General features: G+C 63.4%; 15 protein-coding genes. 8 read left to right on the forward strand and 7 right to left on the reverse strand.

Annotated elements, in window-relative coordinates; genetic code table 11:
- Window positions 1-75: 75 nt before the first annotated feature.
- Together C0Z18_RS21030 and C0Z18_RS21035 are read right to left on the reverse strand one after the other, a co-directional pair.
- Window positions 76-1449 carry an MFS transporter gene (locus C0Z18_RS21030; protein WP_102647362.1) on the reverse strand — a complete coding sequence of 458 codons (1374 nt, stop codon included), beginning with the start codon at window positions 1447-1449 and terminating at the stop codon, window positions 76-78.
- Window positions 1450-1487: 38 nt separating this feature from the next.
- Window positions 1488-2501, reverse strand: a complete 1014-nt coding sequence (locus C0Z18_RS21035; protein WP_102647363.1) for a succinylglutamate desuccinylase/aspartoacylase family protein — start codon at window positions 2499-2501, stop codon at window positions 1488-1490.
- A 254-nt stretch (window positions 2502-2755) separates the two neighbouring features.
- On the opposite strand from C0Z18_RS21035, the gene C0Z18_RS21040 reads away from it, so the two are divergent.
- The 4 genes from C0Z18_RS21040 to C0Z18_RS21055 all read left to right on the forward strand — a co-directional run bounded on the left by C0Z18_RS21040 (window position 2756) and on the right by C0Z18_RS21055 (window position 6316).
- On the forward strand, window positions 2756-3634 hold the full coding sequence (locus C0Z18_RS21040) for an MBL fold metallo-hydrolase (protein ID WP_102647364.1): 879 nt from the start codon (window positions 2756-2758) through the stop codon (window positions 3632-3634).
- Window positions 3635-3702: 68 nt separating this feature from the next.
- On the forward strand, window positions 3703-4677 hold the full coding sequence (locus C0Z18_RS21045; protein ID WP_332888218.1) for a LysR family transcriptional regulator: 975 nt from the start codon (window positions 3703-3705) through the stop codon (window positions 4675-4677).
- Window positions 4678-4775: 98 nt separating this feature from the next.
- Entirely contained in the window at window positions 4776-5963 is a 1188-nt protein-coding gene (locus C0Z18_RS21050; protein WP_158244269.1) for a cytochrome P450, read from the forward strand.
- Window positions 5960-6316: an antibiotic biosynthesis monooxygenase family protein gene (locus C0Z18_RS21055; protein WP_102647366.1), complete on the forward strand. Its 357-nt coding sequence runs from the start codon at window positions 5960-5962 to the stop codon at window positions 6314-6316. The genes C0Z18_RS21050 and C0Z18_RS21055 overlap by 4 nt, the downstream gene beginning before the upstream one ends.
- A 40-nt stretch (window positions 6317-6356) precedes the next feature.
- Here C0Z18_RS21055 and C0Z18_RS21060 read toward each other — a convergent pair whose 3' ends face one another.
- Both C0Z18_RS21060 and C0Z18_RS21065 read right to left on the reverse strand, forming a co-directional pair.
- Complete coding sequence (locus C0Z18_RS21060; protein ID WP_233217414.1) at window positions 6357-8693, reverse strand: sensor histidine kinase; 2337 nt, start codon at window positions 8691-8693, stop codon at window positions 6357-6359.
- Complete coding sequence (locus C0Z18_RS21065) at window positions 8680-9489, reverse strand: response regulator transcription factor (protein WP_102647367.1); 810 nt, start codon at window positions 9487-9489, stop codon at window positions 8680-8682. The genes C0Z18_RS21060 and C0Z18_RS21065 overlap by 14 nt, the downstream gene beginning before the upstream one ends.
- 852 nt (window positions 9490-10341) lie before the next feature.
- Between C0Z18_RS21065 and C0Z18_RS21070 the strand changes: the two genes are divergently transcribed.
- The gene (locus tag C0Z18_RS21070) at window positions 10342-11046 is read left to right on the forward strand and encodes a glutathione S-transferase N-terminal domain-containing protein (protein ID WP_102647368.1); all 705 of its coding nucleotides are present in this window, start codon (window positions 10342-10344) and stop codon (window positions 11044-11046) included.
- Window positions 11047-11121: 75 nt separating this feature from the next.
- Here the strand turns inward: C0Z18_RS21070 and C0Z18_RS21075 are convergent, their stop codons facing one another.
- Both C0Z18_RS21075 and C0Z18_RS21080 read right to left on the reverse strand, forming a co-directional pair.
- Window positions 11122-11370, reverse strand: a complete 249-nt coding sequence (locus C0Z18_RS21075; RefSeq protein ID WP_102647405.1) for a hypothetical protein — start codon at window positions 11368-11370, stop codon at window positions 11122-11124.
- A 127-nt stretch (window positions 11371-11497) separates the two neighbouring features.
- Window positions 11498-11941 carry a CopD family protein gene (locus C0Z18_RS21080; RefSeq protein ID WP_146014061.1) on the reverse strand — a complete coding sequence of 148 codons (444 nt, stop codon included), beginning with the start codon at window positions 11939-11941 and terminating at the stop codon, window positions 11498-11500.
- A 273-nt stretch (window positions 11942-12214) separates the two neighbouring features.
- Here C0Z18_RS21080 and C0Z18_RS21085 point away from each other — a divergent pair, with 273 nt between their 5' ends.
- Complete coding sequence (locus tag C0Z18_RS21085; RefSeq protein ID WP_146014062.1) at window positions 12215-12484, forward strand: hypothetical protein; 270 nt, start codon at window positions 12215-12217, stop codon at window positions 12482-12484.
- A gap of 41 nt (window positions 12485-12525) precedes the next feature.
- On the opposite strand, the gene prpR is transcribed toward C0Z18_RS21085, so the two are convergent.
- On the reverse strand, window positions 12526-14550 hold the full coding sequence (gene prpR, locus C0Z18_RS21090) for a propionate catabolism operon regulatory protein PrpR (protein WP_102647371.1): 2025 nt from the start codon (window positions 14548-14550) through the stop codon (window positions 12526-12528).
- 182 nt (window positions 14551-14732) lie between these two features.
- On the opposite strand from prpR, the gene prpB reads away from it, so the two are divergent.
- Together prpB and prpC are read left to right on the forward strand one after the other, a co-directional pair.
- The gene (prpB, locus tag C0Z18_RS21095) at window positions 14733-15605 is read left to right on the forward strand and encodes a methylisocitrate lyase (RefSeq protein WP_102647372.1); all 873 of its coding nucleotides are present in this window, start codon (window positions 14733-14735) and stop codon (window positions 15603-15605) included.
- A gap of 39 nt (window positions 15606-15644) precedes the next feature.
- Entirely contained in the window at window positions 15645-16811 is a 1167-nt protein-coding gene (prpC, locus tag C0Z18_RS21100; RefSeq protein ID WP_102647373.1) for a bifunctional 2-methylcitrate synthase/citrate synthase, read from the forward strand.
- Window positions 16812-16825 lie beyond the last annotated feature (14 nt).

Raw genomic sequence — 16825 nt, forward strand, 5'->3', positions numbered from 1 at the left:
TTCTTTACAATTGGGGGCGATTTTAACCGAGTTGCGCGTCAACTCCCGCTAGCCGCAATGGCTAAGTCGTGAATATTAGGAATTCTTTAAACGGCTAAGCGATGCCGTTCGCGTCGCCGCCAGATATAACAGCGCACTTGCGACCGCCGCCGTCCCGCCAACCGACGCCAACGCGATCGCAAGGCCGTGCGCGCCCAGCGCGAGCCGGTCCGCCACGATACCCACCGCCAACGGCCCGAGCCCGCCCGCGACCGTATTGGTCAGAAATACCAGAATCGCAATGGCCCGCCCCCGCATCCGATTGGGGAGCGCCACCTGCACGGGCACGGGGGCCAGGGCCATGACGATGCTCGCGGTGAAGGCGCACAATCCGTAGGCGATCAGCGCGCCGCTCAGCGCCTTCGACAACGGCGCCGCCACGGCCGCCGGGATCAACGCGAACGCGGCGAACATCGCAATACGAAGGGCTTTCTCGAGTGCGCCGGCGTCCGTCGCGCGGCGCACCAAGAAGCCGGCACAGACTACCCCGGTTATGCCGCCCAGCATATATGCCGGGCCGGCCATCCGTCCCACCTCGCCCGGCGCCAATCCGAATTGGCGAATCAACAGCGTCGGAAACCATGCGGAGTAGGCGTAAAAAAGCAATATCAGCGCCGTATAGCCGAGGAAATACGGAATGCAAAATCGATGCGTCACCGTGATTTCCCGCAGCACGGCACTCATGTCCGGCGTATCGTCATGGCCGGCACTCGTACCTGCGCCGTTCATATCGCCGGCATCGCGCCGGCGCGCGGGCTCACGAATCGTCGCCGCCACGAGGGCCGCGAGCACGAGCCCCGGCAAGCCGACGACGATGAAAGCCAGTTGCCATGGCGCCAATGCATAGCTCGCAAGCGCGTGCATGGGACCGGACCGAGCGGTCCAATCCAGCAACGCACCGCCGCCGACGAGCGCGACGCCGCCGCCGATGTACGGCCCCAGCATGAACACGCTCGTTGCACGCGAGACTTTGCGCGGCACGAAGAGATCGCTGAAGATCGACAACGCCGCGGGGCTCAGCCCGGCCTCGGCGATCGCGGTACCGGCACGCCAGACGAGCAGTTCGGCGAAGCTATGCGCCGTAGCGCACATGGCGGTGGAAACCGCCCATATCGCCACGCAAACGGCAATCAACCGCACTCGGTTCGATGTATCGACGCGCCTTGCAACGAACACGCCGGCCGTCGCATAGCAAACGGTAAACGCCAACCCTTGCAGCAATCCGATCTGCACATCGGATAAGTGCAACGCGGCTTTTAGCGGCTGCACGAGAATGCTGACGATCTGTCGATCGATGTAGGAGAAGACGAAACACAGGAAAAAGATAAGAACGACATAGGCGCTGCGTGGCGCCGCTAACGGCGCCTCCGTCTTCAGCGATATGTCCGCGAGCAAGGGAACGCGAGCCATCGTATTGTCTCCGTGATTATTTTGTTATGCGAAAGGATTCAAGCCCACTCGGCATCGCTGGCCGAAAGCGCGATGCAATCGCCCGGCTCCACGCCCGTGAACGAGCGGATGCAAACGACCATGCCGTCCGATTCGAAGCGCAGCACGCGGGGCGCCTGCCACGGCGCATGAGGATTGAAAATCCGCCCCGCCGCTTGCCCCGCTTTAACGCGATCACCCAGCTTGAACATCGGTTCGAAAACGCCATGCTCGGGGGCGAACACGTAGTGCCGCGCACCCTCGACGCGCATCAGGCGGGTGCCACCGCTAACGGGAACGTCGGGAGCATCGATCAGATCCGCGGCATGAAGCAGCCGGGCCAAGCCGTGCTCGACGATGGACAATCCATCGATACTGCACGTGCCAAAACCACCGAACTCACCGCAGATAAATAGCTTCCCGTGCCGCTCGACGGCCGCGCCGTACGTGCGGTCTTCGCCGAGCAAGTCCATCAACATCGTATGCGGCGCCCCGAAGGCCTCGATCAGCCGAACGTATTCGTCATGCCGTCGCGCATCGGCCGGCAACGACGCAAGGACCATGGGCAAATGATTGAACGACGCGCCTCCCGCATGCAGATCGATCACGATATCGGCCAGCGGAAAAAGTTCGGTATCGACGTAGTGCGCGATCATCTCCGACACCGTACCGTTTCGCTTGCCCGGGAAGATCCGGTTCAGGTTGCAACCGTCGATCGGCGACGTGCGCCTGCCCTTCAAAAACGCCGGGAAGTTCAGCGCGGGAATCACGATCAAGCGCCCACGGATCGCTTGACGCGGCAACGTTTGAAGCAGCTTCATCAAGGCGATAGGCCCTTCGAACTCGTCGCCGTGATTGCCGCCCGTGAGCAGCACGGTGGGCCCGGGAGCCCCATTGAGCACGGCGATCGGAATCGGGATGTGTCCATAGGCCGATCTATCGTGCGAGTACGGTACCTTCAACGTGCCCGTCTGAAAGCCCGGCGCGTCGAAATCGACGGTGCATTGGATTAAGCTGCGTGGGTTCGCGGCCATCAAGCGTCTCCTGAGAATCCGGGCACCGGAAACGATGCCCTGTCGGAACTCGACTATCGGAGACGCCGCCCGATATTTCCAATGCCGAATGATGACCCCATCGATGCCTCGAAGGCATCGGTTGAGTCGATGCCTACAAAGCATCGCTCCGAGTAACAAAAGGCATTGGACGGCATCATACGAAGTCGGGCAAAGTACCACGTAGGCTGCCTCATCGAAATCGATAGGCGCGCCAAACATCCTGGGAGCAAGACATGTCGATCCAATCCACGACCTACCGAGTCGGCGCAGCGACGATCACGCGCGTGACCGAACAGACGTTCGCCATCGACGCCGCCCGCCTCCTCCCCGACCTGGACCGATCTTTCTGGCAGGCGAACGCATCTTGGCTCGTGCCGGAGCACGCCGACGCGCCGTTGGCCTCGGCTCAACTGAGCGTGCATACCTGGGTCGTTCGATTGGGCGGCCGCATCATCCTGGTCGATACCGCTTGCGGCAATGGCAAGGACCGCCCGTTCGGCGCCATCTTTCATCGACTCGACACGCCGTATCTCGAACGCTTGGCCGCGGCCGGCGTGCAGCCCGAGGACGTGGACCTCGTGCTCATCACGCATTTGCACGTCGATCACGTGGGTTGGAACACGCGCCTCGTCGACGGCGAGTGGGTCCCCACGTTCCCGAACGCCCGCTATGTCTTCGCGGCGGCGGAGCGCGCCTACTACGGCACGCCGGCGGCGGCCAATCGCATGATGGTGTTCGAAGACAGCGTGTTGCCCGTGATACGCGCGGGCCTAGCGGACGAAATCGCCGATGAAGGCGCCACGTATTTGCCCGGCATTCGCTTCATGCCGACACCGGGTCATTGCGTCGGACATATGTCGATCGAGATCGAATCGGAGGGCCAGCGTGCGCTGTTTTGGGGCGACGTCGTGCATCATCCGATACAGGTCGATCGCCCCGATTGGAGCTCGTCGTTCTGCGCCGATCGAAGCCAAGCGGCGCTCTCGCGACGCCGCATCTTCGAGTACGCCGCCGACCACGAAGCCCAGGTGTTCACGTCGCATTTCGCGGGGTCGTCCACCGGCCGGATCACGCGCGACGCGCAAGGCGGCTTCGTTTGGCGTTTCGCTTGATCGCCCCTTCCCGGGCGTAGACGCCGCTTACAATGCCGTCAACGTCACCGCCCACCGGGAATGCCGCCATGCAAGGACCGATCGACGGCTCGCTCGAAGCCGAAGCCGAAGCCGGAGCCCTACCGGGCAACAGCCGCATCGAACTGCGCCATGTGCGCTACTTCATCGCGGTAGCCGAGTCGGGCAGTTTCCGTTTGGCATCCGAACGGATCAACATCACACAACCGGCCATCACGAGACAGATCCACGACTTGGAGTCGATTCTCGGCGCCACGCTGCTCAAGCGCACGGCGCGGGGCGTCGAACTGACACCGGTCGGCGAAGTCTATCTCCGCGAGGCGCGCAAAGCGATCACGGCTTTCCAAGCGGCAACCACCGCGGTCAAACGCTTCACGAGCGGCGAATCGGGTACGCTCAGGCTCGGCGTCAACGACAATGCCAGTTGGGACGGGCCCGTGCCCGATGCCTTACGGTCGCTCCAACGCAATCATCCGCATTTGGCGATCCAAGTATCGTCTCTGAATACGCCGCAGCAATACGAAGGATTGGTATCGGGCTCGCTCGACGCGGGCTTCGTCTACGCGTTCGGCGACACGCCGCCCGGCATCCGCACGATCGTGCTCGCCAAGCACGAGGTCGTGCTGGCCGTCCCGAACGATTGGCCGCTGGCCAAGCGCCGCTCGGTTTCCCTCGAGGCGCTGCGCGACGTGCCGATCGTCTGCTTCCCCCGGCACGTCTATCCCGCTTACTATGACACGTTGATCGCCGCTTGCCGGGAAGGCGGACTGACACTGCGCGTAACGCAAGAGGAAGCGACGGAGTCGGCGATCCTCTCGCTCGTTTCGGCCGGCATCGGCGCGGCGCTCGTCAATTCCGCGAACCGCTCGCGCGCCCCGGTGCGCGTCAAGTTCGTCGCGCTCGCGTCGTTTCCGGTTCGGTTGCCGCTTTCGTTCGCATATATGGCCAGCAACGACAACCCGGCGCTCGCGCGTCTAATCGATGTCCTCAAGCCGAACGGCGCGCGGCTCAAACGCGCCGGCTAGCCGAGTGCGGCATCTGCACGCCATGTTTCACCACGCGCTGAAGCATGGCGTCGGCCATGCGGCCTACACTGCCTGCACTACTTGCTACCGAGGCATCGATGACGCATCCCTTTCCGGCCGATCCTATTGCAGCCGTCACGCACCCCAACCCCTATCCCTACTACGCGCAGTTGCGCAACGGCGCGCCGCTGATACGCGATGAAACGCTCAAGCTCTGGGTCGCGGCCCGCGCCGATACGGTTCGGGCCATCCTCGACGACGCGCGTTTGACGGTCCGCCCCGTGGGCGAGCCCGTGCCGCGCACGATTGCCGGCGGCCCGGCGGGGGAAATCTATGCCCGCTTGGCTCGCATGACCGAGGGAGACACGCACCGGGTGGCGCGGCAAGCGCTCGTCAAGGGGCTCGGCGGCGTGGATATCGTCAAGGTGCGCGAGTCGTCGAGCCGCGAAGCCGCCGCCGTCATGGCGCGCTACGAGACGTGTGACGCGGCACTGCTCGATACGTTGGCGTTCGCGATCCCCGTGCGCATCGTCGCCGAATTGGCCGGCCTGCCGCCGAACGATGCGTTGGCCGCGACCGTACGACAATTCGTAGCCTGCCTTTCTCCCCTATCGCCGCCCGAAGCGCTCGATAATGCGCACACGGCCGCAACGGCGCTACAAGCGAAACTGCACGCGCTGACGCGGGCCGAAGCGAGCACATCGCCGCTGATCGAACGTATCGTGTCGGGTGGGCTCGAAGCGAGCGAGGAACTGCCGAATGCATTGGTGTCCAATCTGCTCGGCTTGTTTTCGCAGACGTTCGAAGCCACCGCGGGCCTCATCGGTAACGGTATCGTGACGCTCGCGACGCATCCCGAGCTCATCGCTCGTCTGCAAGCATCGCCCGCGGATATCGATGCATTCGTCCGGGAAGTGGCACGGTTCGATCCGGCCGTGCACAACACGCGCCGTTTTGCACGGGAGCTTATTTGCATGGACGGAGCAACGTTGCAACCCGGCGATGCCGTACTGGTCGTGCTGGCCGCGGCCAGCCGGGACGAAGCGTCGTTCCATGCGCCGGAGCGCTTCATGCTCGATCGCCCGGAGCATGCGTTGCCGGGCTTCGGCGCCGGACGGCATGCCTGCCCGGGCGAAGCCATCGCGCGGACGATTGCCTCGGGCGTGCTGGCCGCGCTCGTAACAGGCGGATTCGACTTCGCCGATCCCGCGCTGCGTTGGTCCTATCAGCCTTCGTCCAACGGACGCATACCGCGATTCAATTTCATCGGGAGCCACGCATCATGATCGCCGTCATCTTTGAAGTGATTCCCAAGCCGGGCCACCGTGATGAATACCTCGATATCGCCGCGCAATTGAAGCCGTTGCTCGCCGAGATTCCGGGTTTCATTTCGATCGAGCGCTTTCAAAGCCTGAGCGACCCGAACAAGCTGCTTTCATTGTCGTTCTGGGCCGACGAGCAAGCCGTCGCGCAATGGCGCAACATCGAAGCGCATCGCCATGCGCAGGCCAAAGGCCGCGCTTCGGTGTTCGCCGATTACCGGCTGCGCATCGCAGCCGTGGTGCGCGACTATGGCATGAACGAGCGCGAGCAAGCGCCCGCCGACAGCCGGCGAGCGCACGATTCGGGAAACGGTTGAAATCCGATCGGCCGCGGCAACGCACTAGAGCGCGCTGCCATCAAGCGCTTATCGCGAGATCCTCGTCGTCCACGCGGGCAAGGGCCTCGATCGCGGCGAAGTCGAGCGCGTCGAGGCACGAGCGCAGCTCGGCCAAGAACGCCGCGCAGGCCGGCCGAGCTTCACCGACGCTGTCCATCCACCGCTCGATATCGGTCATGCGTCCGTCCCTTGCGAGCGCGGCCAGCGTTTTACGATCGTCCGCGGGGGGCGCATCGGCGGTGCGCCGGCTCGCCCGTCGTCTCGGCCCTTGTTCCGCCATCAAGGACGAGTAAGGCACCCTCTCGTCCGCCCCCGCGGTTTCGGCACTCGCTACGGGCGCGACGATCTCGAATGAGAACGAGGTGCCCTCTCCCAACGCGCTTGAGACACGCAACTCGCCACCCATCGTATCGACGATGCGCTGGGCAATGATCAAACCAAGGCCCGTGGTGCCGTTTGCCGCTTCGATCCGCCTAAACGCCGAAAACGGATGCGAGTCATGGCCGAGTTCCATGCCGATGCCCGTATCGGCCACTTCGAAGCCGATCAACCATTGTCCGCCCTGCGCGCGCGCCCGTATCGTCATCATGACCATGCCGTCGCGCGTGAATTTCGATGCGTTCGACAGCAAATTGAGCAAGACCTGCTGCAATCGCCTTCCGTCGATCGTGAGCCAGCGCGGCACCGAGGTCAGCGCCTGGCAACAGAACCGGTTGTTCAACTGCGCGCACAAGGCGATCGAATAGTCGGCGATATCGTTCAGCAACGCGGGCAGATCGGTTTGCACCGGCGCGATTTCCAATGGCCGAAGCTCGGTCTTCGCATAGCCGATCAACTCGTCGATCAGGCCCAGTTGATAATTCACGCTACGCTCGATCGAAAGAATCAGCGCGCTTTGGCGAGAATCGGCTTCGTATTGCAATAGTTTGGCGTAGCTCGTGATCGTAGCGAGCGGCGCGCGAAGATCGTGGCTGACGTAGCCGAGCGTTTCGATCTTTTGACGATTCTTTTCCTGCGCATCGAGCAACGCTTCGTTCAACGCGAGCGTGCGCTGTGCCACCTCATAGCGCAACCGTTCTTGCTCGCTCGTTTGCCACTGCACGAGCTCGTCGCGGGCAGCCCGCCGTTGCCGTCCGACGTGGTCGACCCATGCCGCCAGCACCACGAGGTGCGTCGCCAGGCCGATGACGGCGACGATCGGGTTCGGGTGAATATCGGAATTGAGCCACGCCAGGTCGTGCGCGAACAAGCCGAGCGATTCCGCCAGATGCAAACCGAAGTCGAAAATGCCGAACGCGACGGTCACGAGCATCAAGCGCGCGGTAGGCGTGCGCCGCCGCGAGAGCACGAAGGCGATGCCCACCTGCGCGATGCCGAGCAAGCCATTGACGAGCAGCGCGGCTTGGTCGAAAAAGCGAAGATCCCCGAACGCGGCACCGGCGCTACAGACTACTTCCAACGCCGCGAACACAAGCAAGATCCGCCGCGCCGGGACATTCGTTTTCTCGCCGCGGGCGATATTCAGAATGAACGCGAGAAAAAACAGTACCGCGGTGCAGCCGAATATCGGCACGCTGCGGGCATTCCATTGCGCCGCATGCGGCCACAGATAAACTTTCGTGTATCCACGAATGGCGGCCTCGTACAACGCCGTGCTCGTACACAAAGCCGCGAGCAGTAAAAATGCCGTGCTGCGGGAGAAATACGCGATCAGCAACGCGCTCCACGCAAGCGCCACGATGCCGCCGATCAAGGCACCGCCCCAAAGCGTCTCGCGCCGGTCCAATGCTTCGTTTTCGGCGGGCGAATAAAGTTTCGGCTCCAGCGAGAGCGCCGTATCGCCCGCTTCTCGAATCAACACGCCCACCTGTTCGCCCGGGCCAAGCGTGAATCGCAGCGACGGGTAGCGCGGTACCGGTTCGAATGAGGAATCGGGGCGCTCACGTTGCCACTGTCCGCCCCGCTGCACGTAGAAAGTCACGCTTTGGAGCCGCGGCTCGCGCAGCGTCAAAACCAGCGGCATCGGCGCCGCGCCTTCGTTGCGAACGAAGGCCCGCAACCACCACGCGGAGCGAGAAAACCCTGGCTTGATTCCGTCCGGTCCTACCGGGGTGAAGCCTGCCGGCTTGCCGGCCGGCAACGCGACGACGTCATCGAGTCCCATGCGTCCCGAGATGTCTTCGAATACCTGCATCCGGGTCAGCGTCGGCGTCGCGCCCTGTGGCGGCGCGCCCTCCGGCGGCACGACCGAATCGGCATCGCCGGCGAACGCGCACGTCGCCCACGCGCCCACCAGCAGCAGGCAAATCAGACGCAGCCAAGCGATCGCGCGCGCGGCGCCATCACGTCGGGTCAAGGCACGGCTCCTGGGTCCGCGCCGGTTCGCGTATCTGCCGCTCGTCGCGATAAGCCGAAGGCGTGACGCCGAATCGCTCGCGAAACGCGGTCGCGAAATTGGCCGCGCTCGAAAAGCCGATTTCCTCGGCGATGTTGGCGACGCTCAACGATGTGGTGGTCAGCAAGCGCTGCGCGATGCTCAAGCGCTCGGCGCGCACATATTCGAAAACGGTCAGCCCCAGGTCTTCCCGAAATGCGCGGGACAACCGCTTTTCATTGGTGCCGACCAAACGGGCCAATTGCTCCACCGTGGGCGGGGCGCTCAGCCGCTCGGAGAGATGCCGGATGGCCGCCCGCACGATGACGTTGTTCCCGGCGGTCTCGGCCACCGGCGCGGGCGGCGGCTCATTGCGATGCCGGCTCTCCCGGGTCAGGTGAACACGGACTCGAGCCAAGACCTCGGCCGGCTCGAACGGCTTCGATATGTAATCGACGCCGCCGATGTCGAGTCCTTCCAGACGCTCGTCCAAACTGCCCGCGGCGGTCAAGAAAAGGATCGGTATCGCGCTGGTTTCGGGCGTCTGAGCCAGCAGGCGGCACGCCGTGAACCCATCCATGCGGGGCATGCGCACGTCCATCAAGATCAGATCCGGCGAAATCGCCAATGCGCGCTGGTACGCCTGAGATCCATCGAAAGCGACGCTAATTCGGCATCCGGCGCTGCGCAAAATGTCGATCAAAAGGCGAAGCTGGTCCGGCTGATCGTCGACGACCAGGATATGCGCATCGCTAAGAATGGATCGATTGTGCAACATGTGGGATTTACGCAAATCGAGTGCGACATTTTGCCAGCTTAACGGAAAATCAACGACAAAATAAGTGTCATCCCGATTGACCGTTGCTTTTATATCGTCTAATCGCGTGCGGGCGTGACCGCGCCCAGCCCAAGCACGAGTGCGCGACAGCCCGCCTCCGATCTCGTGCCCCCGATTCGGTGGCCGCCGAACTTAATTCCCTCCATCAAACGGATTCGCCGCTCCATCAAAACCAGAGACGGGCGTCGCATCACCACAATCCGCTCGGACGTCGATAAGACCGCGCATCCGCTCGAAACACCGACCGGCAAGCGTCGGTCATCGAACAAAGGTCGCGCCGCGCACTCGGGGGCGGCAGGTCACGCATAAGACATTCGAGAAGAGGACACGATGAGCAAGAACCGTTACCGGACGGCACAGCCTGAAGCACCGGCAGCAACGGCAGCAACGGCGCGCGCGGGGCGTGCTCGACTCGGGGCAGCGCGGGCACCTCGTACGGCGGCGCGATGAGCGGCCCATGGTAGCCGGTGTTCGGGATGAAGCGCCCCGCGGCACATGGCGGAGCAGGACCGCTGGCGCGGCGCGCGCAAGCTGAAACGCGCCCACCGCGCCCTTGGGCCAGGCCGCCGCTGCTGGTCATGGCGGTCCTCATGCTGATGCCCATCGCGCCTGCGGACGCAGACAACCATGCGTTAGACAGCAGTAAGCCGGCCGCCATCGTGCTCCCCGCACTCACGGTAGCCGGTGCACGGGGATGAAGCGCCCGTGCGACGCCTCGCCCCGGCGGCGGAGCCGACCCTTGCGAACGAGCTGGTATATCATCGACGCCGCCTTAGTGACCGAGGACAACGCATGAACGACCTTTCCGCCTTTCCGATCACACGCAAATGGCCGGCGCAGCACCCCGAGCGTATCCAGCTTTATTCGCTGCCCACGCCCAATGGCGTCAAGGTATCGATCATGCTCGAGGAGACCGGGCTGGCCTATGAGCCGCATCTCGTGCGTTTCGACACGAACGATCAAATGTCGCCGGAATTTCGATCGTTGAATCCGAACAATAAGATTCCGGCGATCATCGACCCGAACGGTCCCGGCGGCAAACCGTTCGGCTTGTTCGAATCGGGCGCGATTCTGATTTACCTCGCCGACAAAAGCCGCAAGTTCATCGCAGCCGACGAAGCGGGCCGCTATGAAACGATTCAGTGGCTGATGTTCCAGATGGGCGGCATCGGCCCGATGTTCGGGCAGGTGGGTTTCTTCAATAAGTTCGCGGGCAAGGACTATGAAGACAAACGTCCTCGCGACCGCTACGTCGCCGAAGCGCGACGGCTACTCGGCGTGTTGAACGACCGGCTGCACGAGCGGCAGTGGATCATGGGCGAGCACTACTCGATCGCCGATATCGCCACGTTCCCGTGGGTTCGCAATCTGGTTGGGTTTTACGAAGCGGGAGAACTCGTCGGCTTTGCCGATTTCCCGCACGTGAAGCGCGCGCTGGACGTATTTCTCGCCCGGCCGGCCGTCATGCGCGGGCTCGACATCCCCAGCCGGGGTTGATGCCCGCGGCCCAGTTGGCAAGCGGTGCACGGCGCACGGCCGATGCGCCGCCTGCTTCAAGTCTTCACATTCTGCTTACTGAGCTTGCGCCCCTCTGAGTTCCGCCTCTTTCTTCTCTTGGGCGTGCTTCTTCGCGAGGTGATGCCCGACGATACATCCGCCGACGGCACCGGCCACCGCGTGATGCCCCGCATAGTGGCCGGCCACGCCGCCCACGACGGCACCCTTGATACAGCCGGCGGCGTTCGCGGTGCCCGCTGTTGCCAGGGCTACCACCGCGGCTAGCGCGGACAGCAGAAAAACGTTCTTGCGGTTTCGTTGCATCGTCGGATCCTCCATGTTCGGTCGCGCAAACATTGGGGCATGAATTCCGAATTCAAGCTAGTGCAAACCATAGCGGCCATGCGTCGCCGCGGGCGCTTGGATCGGCGGTAGCCATTAATCGGGATTTTTATGGGGCAAAGGGCTTGAGGATGACCAAAAGGCCGATCGCGATCGCGCTGACGACGATCACAGCGGGAAAGTGCCGGGAGAAACCCGGTATCGTCGCCGCACGCCCGGTTGCGACTCGTCGAAGCCTGGCCGACATCATCCCATGCAACGCCGACAAGACTACGACGAAGAACAGCTTGACCATGAGCCAGGGCGCGCTGAACCATCCCCCCATCCACCCTAGCGCGAGGCCGAGCACCCAAACGAAGCTGAGCGCGGGCGAGGTCACGCGCCGATCCCAACGTCGCGTGGCATCGATCAGTTCGGCATGCGCCAGCGCTTGTGCTTGCACGGTCGTCCCGGGCTTGGACAGAATCGCGACGGTCAGGGCCATGGGAGCCAGCCCCGCCAGAAAGACGAGTACCGCACCGACATGCAACGCTTTGAGCCAAAGATAGAGCATCGTGCGCACCTCCACTCGGATATCGGTAACGGCGCCGCGCGCGCCCGCGCCGGCGTCGGCGTCCGGCTATGAACGCGCGCAATGATGCCATGAAAACCCACTGCACCGGGGCGGTGCGCGCAGAGCGCAGCAGGAGCCCCCGATCCGTCTCCACAGCCAAACAGTCTGTCAATAGAGCGCCGGCCTCAATCGCTGAAAACGATTTTAGTCACCCAATTCGCGAACACACTGTCAGAATTAGTAGTATTGGTTTCGGTTTCACCAGGAGCAGCGATGTCTACCCCCGCCGTCAAGTTGACCCGCCCCATGGTTCATGGCGATGCACTGTGGTTTGCCGCCTATGAATTCGGATGGGGGTATAAAGCGTTCAAATTGCCCGCCGATGTCGCCCAACGCGAACTCGGCGCGCTCGATTCGAGCGCTCGTCAGCTCACGCTCGCTTTCGAGTTGGGCCGGCAGCGTATCGCCGGTGCGGTGGCGCCGATGTGCGCCGAGTACGCGGGTCAACGCATTGCGCTGAAGACAGGCGATCTCCACGCGTAAGCGGTTCGCGCCCGCTACATTTGCCTTGGCCGCTTGACCGGTCAGCGCACCGCATTGAGCTTGCGCCAGAGCGTCGTTTTGCTGATTCCTAGCACCCGGCACGCTTGATCGCGATCGCCATTGCAAGCCGCGAGCGCTGCGCGAATCTGATCGGCTTCGACATGACGGCTGCGTTCGCGCAGCGTCTTCGCAGCCTTGGAATCGGCTTGCATCTCGCCCCGGCCCGCGAATAATTCCGGGGCAATCGTGCGCATCGTCTCGACGTCGAGCGGCGCGATCGTGCCGCTCGCGGAGTCCATATCGGCCAACTCCACGACGATTCGTTCGATGACGTTTTGCAATTCGCGGACATTGCCGGGCCACGCATAACCGCACAACGTCTCCTCCACACCGGCGAGCACCCGAGCAACGGCCTCGTCGTTGCGAACGCGCGCCGCCAAGCGAGGCTCGCGCCGCGCGGCTTGCAGCAACAGCGCTTCGGCGAGCGGCATCATGTCGTCCACCCGCTCGCGCAGCGGCGGCAATGCCATGCTCAAGATGTTCAAGCGGTAATAGAGATCCGCTCGGAACGAGCCCCCTGCGATTCGTTCGGTCAACGCTCCGTGCGTCGCGGCGATCACGCGGATATCGACGCGTGTCGGCTCCGTCGAACCGAGCCGCACCACCTCGCGCTCTTGCAAGACGCGCAATAACCGGCTTTGCAGCGGCAGCGGCATTTCGCCGATTTCGTCGAGAAACAGCGTGCCGCGATGCGCCGCCTCGATGAGCCCCGCCTTCCCGCCTTTGCGCGCGCCCGTAAACGCCCCCTCCTCGTAGCCGAACAACTCGCTTTCGAGCAGCGCCTCGGGAAACGCACCGCAGTTGATGGCAACGAACGGAAACTCGCGCCGCGCGCTGAGCCGATGAATGCTTTGCGCCACCATCTCCTTGCCGGTCCCGCTCTCGCCGAGTACGAGCACGGTTGCGTCGGATTTCGCGTAGCGCTTCACGAGCGTCTTGACGCGTTGCATCGACGCGCTTTCCCCGATCAAATCGTCGAGCCGGTACCGCGCCGAGAATTGATGCGTCAATTGCTTCGAACGCAACGTGCGATCGAGCCGCTCCACCGCACGCGACTCTTGAAACGTCAGCACCACGCCATCTTCGCCGCTGTCGCCCACCAGCGGCCCGCGATGCACGAGGTAGCTCACGCCGCGAATCGATGCGAGCACATCGCCGTCGGTGTCGGGCAATGCCCGGGACAGATCCGGCGCAAGCTCGGCCAGCGCGCGGCCCACCGCATGGCCCGCATCGATATCGAGCGCTTGCGCGAGCCGGCGATTGATCGCCTCGACGCGTCCGCTCGCATCGAGCGCGACGACGCCGTCACGCAAATGCTGCAGCAGATTGTCGATGTGGCGGCGACGCTTGACTTCGACGCGCGTGGCTTCGGCCAGGTCCAATGCCGTCTCGAAGCCGCGCCGTATCGATGCATGCGAGTAAAGGAATACCGCATCGATGCCGGCCGCGGCCGCCAAGTCGGCGATGAGACCGGGGCCGACGATCGCCCCCACCCCCTGCTCTCGCAACGCATGGACGCATGCCTCGGCGTCCTCGGCCGAGCGATACGATGCAAAGACGATATCGAGGCCGTACGCCATGACGAAATCGCGCACTTCCGGCGGCGTCTCCCCAGGCATCACGAGCGCGACCTGCCGCTCGCCTTGACGCCGGGCACGCGCGAGCGAATGCATTACGTCGAAACCGGTCGGCCCGATCTGCACGACAGGCACGGAAAGCCGCGTTTTCAGGTACGCGGCGTTCGAGCCGCCCGCGACGATGACATCGGGCCGCCGCGCGCCGGCCGCCTCGACTTCGCGCACCGCATCGTCATAGGCGCGCGACACGACGCGCAGATCGGCGCGCTCGTCGTATTCGCCCGCGATCTCGAACAGCAAGTCGCGCAACCGGCTGATGCCGAAAGCCCAAATCCGCGGACGCGGCGAAACATCGAATGATTGATCGAAAGGAAGGCGGCTCACAGAGCACACTCCGTCGTGGGACCTCGCTCGCGCGCATCGTCGCATTATGCGACGTTCGTTTCCATAATGAAACACACGATTTCATTTTAGAAATGAAATGGATGTCACGTCCCGAGCTGGAACTATAGAAATCAAAGAGTTACGGCAGCTCTGGCCGCCTGGTCCGTACCTTGCTTTAAGGGAGCACCTTTCTGGGAGCTAACGTGGAAACAGGTCATCAGCAACCCATGCGCGCCGGCGCGGCATTCCGCGCGGCCGTCGCGAACGAGCAGCCGCTGCAAGTCGTCGGCGCGATCACCGCCTATGCCGCCAAGATGGCGCAGGCCACCGGCTTCAAGGCCGTCTATCTGTCGGGCGGCGGCGTGGCCGCCAACTCGCTCGGCATCCCCGATCTGGGCATCAGCACGATGGAAGACGTGCTCATCGACGCGCGCCGCATCACCGACGCCTGCTCGCTGCCGCTGCTCGTCGATATCGACACGGGCTGGGGCGGCGCCTTCAACATCGCGCGCACGATCCGCTCGTTCATCAAGGCCGGCGTCGCCGCCGTGCACATCGAGGATCAGGTCGGACAAAAGCGTTGCGGCCATCGCCCCGGCAAGGAGTGCGTGCCGAAGGAAGAGATGGTCGATCGCGTGAAGGCGGCCGTCGATGCGCGCACCGACGATCAATTCGTCATCATGGCGCGCACCGATGCAGCCGCCTCCGAAGGCATCGATGCGGCCATCGAGCGCGCCGTGGCCTATGTGGAAGCGGGCGCCGATATGATCTTCCCCGAGGCGATGCGCACGCTCGACGACTACCGCAAGTTCAAGGCGGCCGTGAAGGTGCCGATCCTCGCGAACTTGACCGAGTTCGGCTCGACGCCGCTTTTCACGACCGACGAATTGAAAACGGCGAACGTGGATATTGCGCTCTATTGCTGCGGCGCCTACCGTGCAATGAACGCGGCGGCGCTGAACTTCTACGAGACCGTGCGCCGCGACGGCACGCAAAAGGCGGCCGTGCCGACGATGCAAACGCGCGACGACCTTTACAAGTACCTCGGCTATCACGCGTACGAGCAAAAGCTCGACGCGCTGTTCGCCACCAAGAAGTAATCATTCGACCATTCGACGTTAGAAGCTGGAGACACAACCATGAGTGAAGCAGTGAAGGAAGCGCCGGCCGCCGGCACGTTCAAGCCGAAGAAGTCGGTCGCGCTTTCGGGTGTGACGGCCGGCAACACGGCGCTGTGCACGGTCGGCCGCACCGGCAACGATTTGCATTACCGCGGCTACGACATTCTCGACGTCGCCACCACGTGCGAATTCGAGGAAATCGCTCACCTGCTCGTGCACGAGAAACTGCCGACCGCCGCCGAACTGACGGCCTACAAGAAGAAACTGAAGGCGTTGCGCGGCCTGCCCGCGAACTTGAAAGCCGCGCTCGAATGGATCCCGGCCTCCGCCCATCCGATGGACGTGATGCGCACGGGCGTGTCGATCCTCGGCACCGTGCTGCCCGAGAAGGACGACCACAACATCGCCGGTGCGCGCGACATCGCCGACCGCCTGATGGCCTCGCTCGGCTCGATGCTGCTTTATTGGTATCACTACTCGCACAACGGCCGCCGCATCGAGGTGGAAACGGACGACGATTCGATCGGCGGCCATTTCCTGCACCTGCTGCACGGCAAGACGCCGTCGAAATCGTGGGTCGAGGCGATGCACACGTCGCTGATCCTGTACGCCGAACACGAATTCAACGCCTCGACCTTCACGGGCCGCGTCATCGCCGGCACGGGCTCGGACATGTATTCGGCGATCACGGGCGCGATCGGCGCACTGCGCGGACCGAAGCACGGCGGCGCGAACGAAGTCGCCTTCGAGATCCAGTCGCGCTACGCCTCGCCCGACGACGCCGAGGCCGATATCCGCCGCCGTGTCGAAAACAAGGAAGTCGTGATCGGCTTCGGCCACCCCGTCTATACGATCTCCGACCCGCGCAACAAGGTCATCAAAGAGGTCGCGCGCAAGTTGTCCAAGGAAGCCGAAGACGCGCGCCTGTTCAACATCGCCGAGCGTCTCGAATCGGTCATGTGGGATGCGAAAAAGATGTTTCCGAATTTGGACTGGTTCAGCGCCGTGTCTTATCACATGATGGGCGTGCCGACGGCCATGTTCACGCCGCTGTTCGTGATCTCGCGCACGTCGGGTTGGAGCGCGCACGTCATCGAGCAACGCATCGACAACAAGATCATCCGCCCGAGCGCCAACTACACGGGACCGGAAAATCTGAAGTTCGTGCCGATCGGCAAGCGCTGATTCGAAGCATCGAG

Origin of the sequence: Trinickia dabaoshanensis (assembly GCF_002879885.1) — a bacterium.
In the GTDB taxonomy this organism is placed as follows: domain Bacteria; phylum Pseudomonadota; class Gammaproteobacteria; order Burkholderiales; family Burkholderiaceae; genus Trinickia; species Trinickia dabaoshanensis.